Annotated in this window: 11 protein-coding genes; 4 read left to right on the top strand and 7 right to left on the bottom strand. The window is 56.4% G+C overall.

The genetic code is table 11. The features are described from left to right. Nucleotides 1-208 (top strand): hypothetical protein (locus tag GGE09_RS21015; RefSeq protein WP_309748117.1); only part of this gene is annotated, 208 nt, incomplete at its 5' end. Between the two features lie 124 nt (nt 209-332). On the opposite strand, the gene msrQ is transcribed toward GGE09_RS21015, so the two are convergent. The 6 genes from msrQ to GGE09_RS20985 form a co-directional block, all read right to left on the bottom strand. After that, on the bottom strand, nt 333-929 hold the full coding sequence (gene msrQ, locus GGE09_RS21010) for a protein-methionine-sulfoxide reductase heme-binding subunit MsrQ (protein ID WP_309748116.1): 597 nt from the start codon (nt 927-929) through the stop codon (nt 333-335). 81 nt (nt 930-1,010) lie between these two features. Further along, entirely contained in the window at nt 1,011-1,952 is a 942-nt protein-coding gene (msrP, locus tag GGE09_RS21005; RefSeq protein ID WP_309748115.1) for a protein-methionine-sulfoxide reductase catalytic subunit MsrP, read from the bottom strand. Between the two features lie 108 nt (nt 1,953-2,060). Beyond that, a complete protein-coding gene (locus GGE09_RS21000) occupies nt 2,061-3,542 on the bottom strand; it encodes an FMN-binding glutamate synthase family protein (protein ID WP_309748123.1) in 1,482 nt (493 codons plus the stop codon). Nucleotides 3,543-3,826: 284 nt separating this feature from the next. Further along, nucleotides 3,827-6,436: an ATP-dependent chaperone ClpB gene (gene clpB / locus GGE09_RS20995; RefSeq protein ID WP_309748114.1), complete on the bottom strand. Its 2,610-nt coding sequence runs from the start codon at nt 6,434-6,436 to the stop codon at nt 3,827-3,829. 169 nt (nt 6,437-6,605) lie between these two features. After that, entirely contained in the window at nt 6,606-7,787 is a 1,182-nt protein-coding gene (locus GGE09_RS20990; protein ID WP_309748113.1) for an MFS transporter, read from the bottom strand. Between the two features lie 93 nt (nt 7,788-7,880). Further along, a complete protein-coding gene (locus GGE09_RS20985) occupies nt 7,881-9,071 on the bottom strand; it encodes a multidrug effflux MFS transporter (protein WP_309748112.1) in 1,191 nt (396 codons plus the stop codon). Nucleotides 9,072-9,235: 164 nt separating this feature from the next. Here GGE09_RS20985 and pyrF point away from each other — a divergent pair, with 164 nt between their 5' ends. The 3 genes from pyrF to GGE09_RS20970 all read left to right on the top strand — a co-directional run bounded on the left by pyrF (nt 9,236) and on the right by GGE09_RS20970 (nt 11,641). Beyond that, nucleotides 9,236-9,931 (top strand): orotidine-5'-phosphate decarboxylase, encoded by a 696-nt coding sequence (gene pyrF / locus GGE09_RS20980; protein ID WP_309748111.1) that lies wholly within the window; start codon nt 9,236-9,238, stop codon nt 9,929-9,931. A 110-nt stretch (nt 9,932-10,041) separates the two neighbouring features. Continuing rightward, complete coding sequence (locus GGE09_RS20975) at nt 10,042-10,332, top strand: hypothetical protein (protein WP_309748110.1); 291 nt, start codon at nt 10,042-10,044, stop codon at nt 10,330-10,332. A 55-nt stretch (nt 10,333-10,387) separates the two neighbouring features. Continuing rightward, entirely contained in the window at nt 10,388-11,641 is a 1,254-nt protein-coding gene (locus tag GGE09_RS20970) for a DNA polymerase IV (RefSeq protein ID WP_309748122.1), read from the top strand. On the opposite strand, the gene GGE09_RS20965 is transcribed toward GGE09_RS20970, so the two are convergent. After that, the gene (locus tag GGE09_RS20965; RefSeq protein ID WP_309748109.1) at nt 11,619-13,031 is read right to left on the bottom strand and encodes a sodium:proline symporter; all 1,413 of its coding nucleotides are present in this window, start codon (nt 13,029-13,031) and stop codon (nt 11,619-11,621) included. The genes GGE09_RS20970 and GGE09_RS20965 overlap by 23 nt on opposite strands. Nucleotides 13,032-13,065 lie beyond the last annotated feature (34 nt).

The raw sequence follows: 13,065 nt of genomic DNA, 5'->3' as shown, positions 1-13,065 counted from the left end.
GTCCTTGTTACCCTCAGTTCCTAGCGTGTCTCGCTGCTCGCCTCCGGTGAAGCGGTGTTTAGGCCGAGTAACTAACACCCGCAACCCCTTTTTTCAGAAAAATCCGAGTTTTTTCACAGAACTGTTAAAAACCCTTATTTTGAGCGTTTCTGCGCCGGAAGTTTTTTCAAATTCTCTAAAAACTTTTGGAAAAGTAACAGCCCGTTAACCGCTACCCTGTTGTTTTTAAAAGTTATCCACAGGTTTTGAGTGGAATCGGGTGATTTACGCAGGGGGAACAAGGCCGACTCGGGCGAATCCGGTGAATCGGGGATCCGAGTCGGGGAATCGCCTTAACGGATGGCTTTCCAGCCACGATACCCTACCAGCACCACAAAGATCGCCAGATAGGTAAGGGGTTCGACCTGCCATGTCTTTTTCAGCAGTACAAAATGCAGCGCGCCCAAGATCACGGCGGCATAGACGCCCCAGTGCAGCCTGCGCCACACCAAAGGGCCCAACTTGCGGATCGACAGGTTGTTTGATGTCACCGCCAAGGGCAGCAAGATCAGGAAGGACAGAACCCCGACGATTATATAGGGCCGCTTGGTGATGTCCTTAATGATCGCAGACCAGTCCAACTGCTGGTCTAGGAACAAATAGACCGTCAGATGGGCAAATACGTAGAAGAACGCCATCAGGCCAATGGCGCGGCGATATTTGATCAGGTTGATTTTCAGCAGGTCTCGGATCGGGGTGATCAGCAGCCCTAATATCAGGGCCTTTAGGGCATATTCCCCTAACCCGTGTTCCAATGCTTCAACCGGATTTGGGCCCGGGTTTTGCAGTACTGTCCAGAACAGCAATGCGCCCGGGATCAGAAGGATGAAATAGAGGGGCCAAGCGGGAATCGGGCGGAGTGCCCCGTTCACTGTTTGTGAAATCGTCATTGGCTACCTTTATTCAACTATTCGCATTCATTCTTCAGGCATCCATCCCGACAGGATCAGGGCGGATGCCTGTTTTGGGACTTAGAAAAACTTTGACAGGTCCATGCCCTCATACAGGCTGGCCACATCGTCACCATAACCGTTGAACATCTGGGTCGGCTCTTTCTTGGCGAACAACCCGCCGCCGATCACCCGATGGGACGCCTGTGACCAACGCGGGTGGCTGACCTCGGGGTTCACATTGCTGTAAAAGCCGTATTCCCGCGCGTTGATGATGTTCCACGTGGCGGGCGGTTCTTTTTCGGTCAGAGTGATCTTCACAATGGATTTGATGGATTTAAAGCCGTATTTCCATGGCACCACCAAACGCAAAGGCGCGCCGTTCTGGTTCGGCAGCGGTTCATCATACAGCCCTGTGGCCATTATGGTCAGCGGATGCATGGCTTCGTCCATACGCAGACCCTCTACATAAGGCCACGGAAACGATCCGTTCTTTTGGCCGTGCATTTCTTCGGGGCGCTGCAAGGTTTCAAAAGCCACGTATTTGGCATTGCCTTGGGGATCGGCCTTGGCGATCAGGTCGGACAGTTGAAAACCGACCCATGGAATCACCATAGACCACGCCTCTACACAGCGGAACCGGTAGATGCGCTCTTCAAGGGTCATGTCTTTTAGAATATCTTCGAGCGCATAACTGCCCGGATTGTTCACCAAACCGCCGATTTCAACCGACCACGGGTCTGTGGTCAGGGCTTTGGCATATTGGGCAGGGTCACCTTTTCCGGTGCCAAACTCGTAAAAGTTGTTGTAGCTGGTGATGTCCTCCAGCGACGTTGGCTCCGCATCCGTGGACCATTTGCTTTTGGCAGCATTCAAAGCAGCCGCAGCGGGTGTAGCCAATCCGGTTGTAATACCGCCTGCCATTGTCAGGCCAGCAGCCCCTGCCATAAGTTGACGGCGGTTCAGAAAATCCGCCTTTGGGGTTACTTCAGAATATTTCAACGCGGTTTTAAAACGGGCCATAGAAAACCTCCCTTTTCGTGGTCTGTTAGCAGCTTTACCTACAGATAGCCCTGCGCCAATGCAAAACACGCCTGATCACGCGCTTGTTGGAAAGGTTACAAAATCCTGTCACAGCTTGGGCCGTGGATAGATCACATCCATCCCCACCGACCTGCCGTTATTCTGCACAAGCCGCACATGACGCCGTCGGATCGCACGGGGTTCGGTGACACCGACGGAATGGGCAATGATTTCCACCTCTTTAATGATCATCAAAGCATAGGCCGCGACTTTTTCGAACTTGTCTTGGGGCACCAGCCCTTTTTGAAGGCGCGGATCATGGGTGGTGATCCCTGTGGGGCAGGTGTTGCGATTGCACTTTAGCGCCTGAATACAGCCAAGGCTGAACATAAAGCCCCGCGCACTGACCACAAAATCCGCCCCTGCCGCAATGGCCCAGGCCACATCACCGGGGTTCATCAGTTTGCCACTGGCAATCAGCCGGATGCGGTCACGCAGCCCGAATTCTACGATCAGATCAGACACCATCGGCAGGCTTTCGCGAATGGTCACCCCCACCAGATCAATCAAGGGCATCGGGCTGGCCCCGGTGCCGCCATCACCACTGTCCAGCGTAATAAAGTCAGGGGCGCTTTCGATACCACGGGCGCGGATTTCCTCGAACAAGGCCCGGATCGCAGAATCCTCGCTAACCACGGTTTTAATGCCCACAGGCTTTCCCGTCACTTCGCGCACATGGTGAATCGCATCCAGCAACTCGGCCATAGAGCCAATTTCAGGGTGCCGATTGGGCGAGACCGACGCCTCTCCGACAGGAATCCCCCGTATCTTGGCAATTTCTTCGGTCACTTTAGCGGCGGGCAGGATCCCCCCCTTGCCCGGTTTTGCACCCTGCGCCAGTTTGATTTCAAACATGCGCACCTGTTTATGGGCCGCAATCTCGCGCAGCTTATCGTCGGACAGGCTGCCATCGGCATCGCGCACGCCGTATTTGGCCGTGCCGATCTGAAACACCACATCACAGCCCCCTTCCAGATGAAACGGGCTTAACCCGCCTTCACCCGTATTCATCCAGATGCCGGCTTTCTTTGCCCCCCGCGACAAGGCTTCTACCGCTGGACGGGACAAAGCGCCAAAGCTCATGCCAGAGATGTTGAAAAACGAGGGCGCATCATAGGGCTGGCGTGCATAAGGGCCGATTTGTAACGGCTCGGTCTTGGCAGCTTGTTGATCCAACGGCGGGAAGGCCGCATTCACAAAAATCGCAGTGCCTGGGATGGTCAGATCGCGTGTGGACCCAAAAGCAACCGTATTCCCCTTGCCCGAGGCCGCCCGCTTCACCCAATCCCGCTGCGCGCGGTTAAAGGGCAATTCTTCACGGTCCATCGCAAAGAAATACTGGCGGAAGAATTCACCAAGTTCGGTGAAAAGGTTTCGAAACCGCCCGACCACGGGATAGTTGCGCCGCACAGCATCACTGGTCTGGGTGCGGTCAATGATGAACATCACCACAACTGCTGCAAACGCCAGTCCCACCGCACAAATGAACGCAATGGCGAAATAAAACAGAATGCTGGACACAAGGTTCATCAAAAACATGGGGGTGTGGTCTCCGTTACTTTACAGATCATGTTTAGCCCCTGCGCCGCAAAACACAAACGCGCAGCACCACACACCTACGTCAGAAATATTTCAGATAGATGAACAGGGCCGCCGCCAATGTGAACGGCCAGACGATCAAGGCCATGCGTATCGTCAGAAAGATCACAATGCGCAGGATCCACTTGATCAAAGCCCCGCCCCCTATAGTAGTATCATCGGTTGAAAACGCCCCGCACGGAAAGGGTCTGCGGGGCGCTCGCTGTCTTTATACCTTAGTGGACCGGCACATCATTGGGCTTGCGCGGCGTGCGCCCGACCCCGTTGATCACCAGACCGTTGTCATCAACCCCAACCGTCACATTGGACCCGTCCAGCACCTTGCCCGACAGCAGCAGTTCTGCCAACGGGTCTTGCAGCGCCTTCTGGATCACCCGTTTCAGCGGACGGGCCCCGTAAACAGGGTCATACCCCTGATCCGCCAGCCATTTGCGGGCGGGTTCGTCCAGATCAATGGTGATCTTGCGGCCAGCCAGACGATGCTCCAACAACCCCAACTGAATATCCACGATCCCGTCCATATTGTCCCGGCTCAGCCGGTCAAACAGGACGATCTCATCCAGTCGGTTGATGAATTCAGGACGAAAGTGGCCCTGCACCGCCTGCATCACATCCGCTTTGGCCTGTTCGCTGTCCGCACCTTCGGGCAACTGGCTTAGCGCCTGCGACCCAAGGTTACTGGTCAGGATAATCAGCGTCTGTTTGAAATCCACAGTCCGCCCCTGCCCGTCGGTCAGAACACCGTCGTCCAGCACTTGCAACAGCACGTTGAACACATCGGGATGGGCCTTTTCCACCTCGTCAAACAGCACGACCTGATAGGGGCGACGGCGCACGGATTCGGTCAGAACACCGCCTTCGTCATAGCCAACATAGCCCGGAGGCGCGCCGATCAGTCGAGAGACCGCGTGTTTTTCCATGAATTCGGACATATCAATCCGCACCATGGCCTGATCGTCATCAAACAGGAATTCCGCCAGCGCTTTGGTCAGCTCTGTTTTCCCTACGCCAGTTGGCCCAAGGAACAGGAACGACCCCTGCGGACGATTTTCATCCGACAACCCCGCACGGGACCGCCGCACCGCATTTGATACAGCATGCACCGCATCAAACTGACCGATCACCCGCTTGCCCAGATCATCCTCCATGCGCAGCAGTTTCTCGCGGGTGCCTTCCAGCATCTTATCCACGGGAATACCCGTCCAACGCTCGACCACACTGGCGATGTGTTCTGGCCCCACGGCCTCATCCACCATCACATCACTTTCCGCACCTTCGGCAGCGGCTAGCTTTTTCTCCAGCTCGGGGATCACACCATATTGCAATTCGCCCATCTTGGCCAAATCACCCGCACGGCGTGCGGTTTCAAACTGAACCCGTGCATGGTCCAACTCTTCCTTGATGTCCCGCGCACCAGCCAGCTTGTCCCGCTCGGCCTGCCACTGGGCTGTCATTTCAGACGATTGTTCCTGCAACTCGGACACGGATTTCTGCAACGACTGCAAACGATCCTTGGATGCCGCATCTTTTTCGGTTTTCAACGCCTCAACCTCGATCTGCTTTTGCAGCAACTCGCGGTCAATGGCATCCAGAGCCTCGGGCTTGGAATCCACCTCCATACGCAACCGCGCGGCGGCTTCATCCATCAGGTCGATCGCCTTATCGGGCAGGAACCGGTCCGTAATATAACGGTTGGACAGATTCGCCGCCGCAACCAAAGCACTGTCGGAAATCCGAATGCCGTGGTGCAGCTCGTATTTTTCCTTAATACCGCGCAGGATTGAAATCGTATCCGAAACTGTCGGCTCTTGCACAATCACAGGCTGGAAGCGCCGCGCCAAAGCCGCGTCTTTTTCCACATGCTTGCGGTATTCATCAAGGGTGGTCGCCCCGACACAGTGCAATTCCCCCCGCGCAAGAGCAGGTTTCAACAGGTTAGACGCATCCATCGCGCCTTCGGATTTGCCGGCCCCGACCAAAGTGTGCATCTCGTCGATGAACAGAATGATCTCACCCGCAGCCTCGGTCACTTCGGTCAGGATAGATTTCAACCGCTCCTCGAATTCACCGCGATATTTTGCGCCCGCAATCAGTGCGCCCATATCCAGCGCCATCAGCGACTTGTGTTGCAGGCTTTCAGGCACATCGCCATTGATGATCCGCAGGGCAAGGCCCTCCGCAATTGCGGTTTTACCCACACCCGGTTCGCCAATCAGCACAGGGTTGTTCTTGGTGCGACGGCTCAGCACCTGCATGGTGCGACGGATTTCCTCGTCGCGCCCGATAATCGGGTCGATCTTGCCCTCACGGGCCGCCTCGGTCAGATCACGGGCATATTTTTTCAGCGCATCATAGCCACTTTCGGCACTGGCACTGTCTGCCGTCCGCCCCTTGCGCACGTCATTAATGGCAGCGTTCAAATTTTGCGCCGTGACACCGCCATCCTTCAGCAAACTGGCCGCATCGGATTTCACAATCGCAAGCGCCGTTAACATCCGCTCGACAGGGACAAAAGAATCCCCTGCCTTCTGCGCCAGCTTCTCGGCCTCGGCGAAAACCTTGGCAGTTTGCCCGTCCATATAAATCTGGCCGTTGTCGCCGGACACTTTCGGCATCTTGGCAAGGTTCACATCCAGATCCTGCAACACGCGGGACGGATTGCCCCCCGCGGCTTTGATCAGATTGGCCGCCAAGCCCTCACTGTCATCCAGCAGCGCCTTCAGCAAATGTTGTGGTGTAAAGCGCTGGTGATCCTCGCGCATTGCAATGGTCTGGGCCGATTGAATCATCCCCCGAGACCGTTCTGTGAACTTTTCTAAGTTCATGGTCGTCTCCTTTTACAAGCGCTTGCGATGAAATGTGACGCCCTTCAGAGGCACGTCAGGGTGCAAGCCTTACACTCAAGATAGGAAGCCCGCCCCCAACCGACAAGGCCCTGAACCCGTTTCAATGTTCCAAAAATACTCTTTCCCGAAATAGGTCTTTGACGGCGCCTTAACGGATGTTCTTACCGTCCTTGCTAAAAGCATAGGCCACGCAGCCAAAGAGCAGGCACAGCCCGAAAAAGCTGAACAACCACTGATAAGCCAACACTGGTCCGCTTCCAGAGTCTGCAATGGCATAGACCTTGCCCGATACGGATTGCACCAGTCCCGTGCCCCCCATGCCAAACAGGTTTAACAAGGTAACACCCCGCCCCGTCAGATGATCCGGAAAAAAGGTTTTCGCATGGGCAATGATTACAACAAAAGATGCCCCCGACAGCCCAACTGCCGCCAGTAAAACAGTGGACAGCACAATGGAATGCCCGGCAAAAACGAACAACATCCCAATGACGGCCACACCGATCAGATTGCCCCCCAGCACAATCGCCTTACGCGACGGGATCAGACGATCCATCGGGCCGTACAGAAAATTCCCCGCCACCATAGCAAAGCTCATAATCAGGGTGACGACGCCAATCGTTTCCGCACTGGCGCTAAAAACTTCGTCCAGATAGGGGCCAACCCACAGCCCGCGCAGACCCGCAACGGGCACATAATTCACCATCATCATAAGCAGGATCGGCCATAAAACCGGCATCCTCAGCAAATCAAGAACCGTGCCTTTCACTGAAGTTTGCACCTGCGCCGGATCGCGAACCCACACAGCCGCCATAACAGCAATAAACAGGGACGCAGCCGACAGAACCCACATAGTCCCACGCCAGCCAAACCAGTCGAGCGCAAAAGTCAGCGGCAGTGCACTGCCGATATTGCCAATTGTGCCGATCCCCAATGTCACCCCTGCCAGCGTGGCAAACACCGCAGGGGAATAGGAGCGCGCAAATATATAGTAAGAGGCCATCAAAACCGGCGAACAGCCGACCCCGATCAGCATCATTGCAATATTTATGTGAACCGGACTGGTGGCCATGGCGAACACAGCCGCACCGCCGCCCCCGCCCAGCGCAAACAGAACACTCGCCGTGCGCCTTGGGCCAATGCGATCCAGGGCCTCGCCCACAGGGATTTGCATGGCGGCGAACACCAGAAACCACATCCCGCTGGCAAAGGCCAAATCCTCGGGGCCAGCACCGATATCCGCGCCCAAAGCAGGGGCCATCACGGCCAGAAAAGCGCGGTAAAACTGGCTCATGACATAGGCCAAAACAAGAAAAACGATGCCAGCATTCATCTTCGGACTTCCCTCCCGTGAAATCAGAACGCTCAACAGTTAGGGGAATTCACCCCCCTTGCCAATTCGCAAATTCGAAAGGGGAATCAGGCGCTATTGGGCGTCTTTTGAAGTGTTGCGCACGTCATAGGCGGCCACCAGCCCCAGAATGCAGACCAGAAACAGGATCGCCATAAGAACAAACACCCCGTTACCCTCATTTAGAACCGCGCCGGTGACAGATGTCAGCACCGCGCCGAACCCCACAACCGCCGCCCCTGACAACCCCGAGGCACTGCCCGCCAGATCAGGGCGCACGGATAAAGCGCCAGAATTGCTCGACGGTAGGGTCAACCCGTTGCCAATGCCAATAAACACAACGGACCCGAACAGCACGACAGGGTGTAAAAAGCCTGCCACCAACAGGACAAACCCCAAGCCAACACCCGCAATCGCCACAATCCGACCGGCAATCATCATGGACGGCAAAGAATAGCGCCGCGCATAGCGCCCCGATAAAAAGTTACCAAAAACAAAGCCCCCGGTGATTGCCCCCATCCCGACCCCAAGCATCACAGGCGTCAGACCAAAAGCCGATTCCCCGACCAGCGGCGCGCCCGCAAGAAAGGTATAAAACGCCCCGACGGAACAGGCCTGACAAGCCACATGTCCCCAAAACAAGCGCGATCCGAACAAGGCAGGGTAGGTGCGAAACTGGGCCATCAATGTATCGGATTTGGCCGCGTTGGTTTCCCCCAGATCGCGCCAGCACAGCGCGAACACGCCCGCCCCCATCACCGCGAACAGGAAAAAAGTCATACGCCAGCCGAATACTTGGTCCAGAACGCCGCCAATCACCGGCCCCACCATCGGGGCCAGCGCCATAACCATCGCCACATAGCCCATCATACTGGCGGCCTCTTGGGGCGGGGCCATGTCGCGGATCACCGCACGACTAAGCGCCATTCCCGCAATCACCGCCCCTTGCAACAGGCGGAACCCGAGGAATACCCAGATGTTCGGGGCCAGCCAGCACCCTACAGAGGCCACTGTGAAAATCGCCATGGCCCACAGCAGGATCGGCCTGCGCCCCCATCTGTCAGACAAAGGCCCCATAACAATCTGCAACACCGCCGAAATCGCCAGATACCCCGCGATGGACAGGTTCATCAGCCCGTAATCCACCTGAAAATCCCGCGCCATATTCGACAGCGAAGGCAGGAACATATTCAACGACACCACGGAAATGGCGGTCAGCAAAACAAGCGTTACAAAACGCGGCGGAGACTTAGAGGAAGGAAACAATACGGTTCGTCCAATTGCGGTGCACGCCAGATACCACAGCCCCCCCAAACGCGCAAACCTGTTTCAAAGGCACAGGCCTCACAGCCCCGCAAATCCTCCAACCGCCTTGACTTTAGCCAAGCACAATCGCAAACCCCAGAAAACCCTGCAATCGGAGCCTTGCCATGCCTGCTGATGACCGCCTGATAGTCGCCCTTGATGTCCCGAACGTTCTGGATGGTATGGCCATCGCAGACCAGTTGGGCGACAGCGTATCGTTTTATAAAATCGGGCTGGGCATGTTAACAGGCGGCGGGCTTGCGCTGGCCAATGAGCTGAAATCAAAAGGCAAACGCATCTTTCTGGATATGAAATTCTTTGACATCGGCGCCACTGTGGAACGGGCGGTGGCAGGCATCACACAGTTCGATCTGGATTTCCTGACCGTCCACGGCGACCCCCACGTGGTGCGCGCCGCAGTGGCGGGTCGCGGGGACAGTGATCTGAAAATCCTTGCCGTTACCATCCTGACTTCGCTTGATCGCAACGATCTGGATGACTGCCTGATCCAATCGGGCGACATACAGGATCTGGTGGTGCAACGCGCCCGCGCCGCTCTGGTTGCAGGGGCTGACGGGGTGATCGCCTCCCCGCACGAAGCCGCCCTGATCCGCGCCCTGCCCGAGGCTGCGGGCAAACTGATCGTCACCCCGGGCGTACGCCCCACAGGAGCCGCATCTGGCGACCAGAAACGCATTGCAACACCGTCATACGCAGTGGCGCAAGGGGCTGACCACATCGTTGTTGGCCGCCCGATTGTTCAAGCCGCTGATCCCGTGGCGGCCGCACAGGCGATTCTGGCGGAACTGGCGGCGCTCTAAAGCCAGTCTGACGCCAGTTTAATCAAATCCGACAAAACGTAATTTTATCTTTAACCCCGCAGTAACCCTCTGCGGCGATCTTTGCTTCAAATACACAAACGGAGCATGAAATGGATATCTTTACAAAAATCGGACTGGCCGCGATTCTGGGCACCAGCTTGCTGGCGACAAATGCAAAAGCCGGATTGTTCAGTAAAAAAGCAGACTCAATCACACATGCAGCTGAACACATGCCACCTGCGGGCCACGACAGCCGCTGGTGGGTCCATCCCTCGGGCTGTGAATATTCCCGTGCGGGACGGCCCGGTGAAATTGTCTGGTATGTGATCATCAACAGTATCGGCAAACGCAACTGTCCCACAATGATCGTGCAAAAAGCTCACGCCGATTTTCAGCTTTAGCATCACGTGCTGACTGGTATTGGCAGGGGAAATTTGGGATACTCACCCCATGCCGATACCCGCCTTCTGCCGTGACTGTCTGAAACAATGCGCGCCCAAACCGCGCTGTGAACATTGCGCGTCGCCACGGGTGTTGCGCCACAGTGAACTGTTCAATCTGTCCATCGCCCATATGGATTGCGACGCCTTCTATGCCTCGGTTGAAAAACGCGACAACCCTGAAATCCGCGACAAACCCGTGATCATCGGCGGCGGCAAACGGGGGGTCGTATCAACCGCCTGCTACATCGCGCGGATCAACGGGGTGCATTCGGCGATGCCGATGTTTCAGGCACTAAAGCTGTGTCCCAATGCGGTGGTGGTCAAACCCCGTATGGACGCCTACGTCGAGGTTTCGCGCGCCATCAAAGCCATGATGCAGGATTTGACCCCGATTGTGGAACCCCTGTCGCTGGACGAGGCCTTTCTCGACCTGTCCGGCACGGCAAAACTGCACGGTGCGCCGCCCGCGATCATGCTCGCCCGTCTTGTCAAACGGATGGAGGACGAGTTGGGCATTTCAGGCTCTATCGGCCTGTCCCACAATAAGTTTCTGGCGAAAATGGCCTCTGATCTGGATAAACCCCGTGGGTTTTCGGTGATCGGGCAGGCTGAAACGCTGGACCTGATTGCACCGCTGCCGATCAAGAAAATCTGGGGCGCGGGCCCCGTGCTGCAACGCAAACTGCAAAGTGACGGTATCCAGACTTTTGCCGACCTGCGCCGCCGCGACAGGAAGGCGCTTGGCGAACGCTATGGCACAATGGGCGACCGTCTGTGGCATCTGGCCCGCGGTCTTGACCAGCGCCGCATCACAGGGCGCGATCCGGTCAAAAGCATTTCAAAAGAAACCACATTTTTTGAAGACACGGGAAACCTAGACCTGCTGGACGGGCATCTTTGGCGGCTGGCAGAACAGGTTTCAGACCGCGCCAAAGCCAAGGAATACGCAGGCAAAACCGTAACACTGAAAGTGAAAACCGCCACTTTCAAATCGCTCAGCCGGTCGTTCACCCTTAGCGAACCGACCCAGATGGCAGATCGAATCTATTCAAACGCCCGCCAGATGCTGGACGGGGTGATTAGCAAAGGTCCGTTCCGTCTGATCGGTGTTGGCATCAGCCAATTGACCCGCCCCGAAGAGGCCGATCACTATATGGATCTGCTGGAACAAGACGCCGCCAAACGGGCTAAGGCCGAGCGGGCCACCGACGCCATCCGCGAACGCTTTGGCAAAGATGCGATCCTTAAAGGTCGCGCTTTACGCTAACCCCCGCCGCGCGGCGCAGCATCCTATTTTGGGCGGAGCCCAGCAGCACCGCGCCAAATCCGATTACAAGCACCACGATACAAATTTGCAAAAGCTGCTCGTATTTATGCCCGTCATACAGCAGCGCCGAAATGCCATCCTGCGCCCTTAGAACATAGACAAATGCCCCCAAGATCGAGGCCGCAAAGCTGACCAGATAGGCCCAAAGCGCGATGGGGCGCCCTGCGACCAGTCCGACCAACAAAACTGGTGTCAAAAACATCGACGCCGTGCCCGAAACTGCAACTGCGTCAAACAGGCTTTGGTTACCCCAAAGCGTCAGCCCCGCCCCGACCAGCGCAAAGGCGACCATCGCCAAGCGCCCACCCGTCAAGCTGCGCGGCGCAAGGTGCAATTCTTCAACCACCAGCCGCGCAGCCGAAGACAAGGCAGAATCGAGAGTGGATAAGGCCGACACCAACAAGGAAACCATCAGCGCAGCAAACATCCAAGCTGGCAGCATATGCGACCAAGTGCCGATCAGTTGGCCTTCATAAGCGGCCCCATCAAGGGCGGCTTGAATGCCGAAAAACCCGAAAGCAATGATGCAAAGCGTGGAAATCCAAAACGCGTGCAGAAAGCTTTTGCGCATGGTCGCCTCGTCACTGACAAAGCCGCGATCCATCATTACGGGGTCATGCACCGGATAGGAAAACACCTGCAAGAACGCGACCCCCAACAGCACCCAACCAGTATAAGATCCTGATGTCCCGTCTGCGGTGACTGTCGCCAGCAGATCGAATTCGGGGCTGACCACCAGCGCCAGAAAAGCCGCGCCAAAGACCGCCAGAAACAGAAGCATTTGCACAACATCCGTGCGCAGCGCAGCGCTCAGCCCGCCCCAAGCCGAGTAGGCTAGCGCAAGCAGCCCGACCAGTAGCACCACACTGTTTTGCATCTGCGCGAACTGCGGCAGGATCGCAGAGAAGATCAGGCCAATAACAATCAGATTGGCAAACACCTCTGACAACAGGCGCAGGGCGATCACCAGATTATAACAGGTGGTTCCGATTGGGCCGAACCGTTGGTTCAACCACCCCTGCACCGATTGCGCCCCCTTGGCCCGCAACCGCGCAACCACAAAGCCACCGGTCAAAAACGAGATGTAATAAGCCCCATAGGCCAGAACCCCCGCGATGCCATAATAGTAACCCAGAATAGCCGCGTTCATCAGCGAGCGGGCAAAAATCCACGTGGTTACCTGACTAAGCACCAACACCCACAGCCCCGGCGCCGCGCCTGTTTCCGCCTTCCCGCCAAAGAAACTGGCGACACTGACGCGGCGGGGCGCTGCCAGCAGGCTTGCCAGTACGACAAGGGAAAAAACGATAAGAATAGGAATGGGGTGCATGGTCTGTTCCGCAAACAAGGTTGGAAAACCGCCT

The sequence above is a fragment of the Roseobacter sp. N2S genome (assembly GCF_031454055.1).
GTDB lineage: Bacteria > Pseudomonadota > Alphaproteobacteria > Rhodobacterales > Rhodobacteraceae > Amylibacter.
Note: the sequence above shows the minus strand (reverse complement) of the source record. Positions and strands in the feature narration are given on the sequence as shown.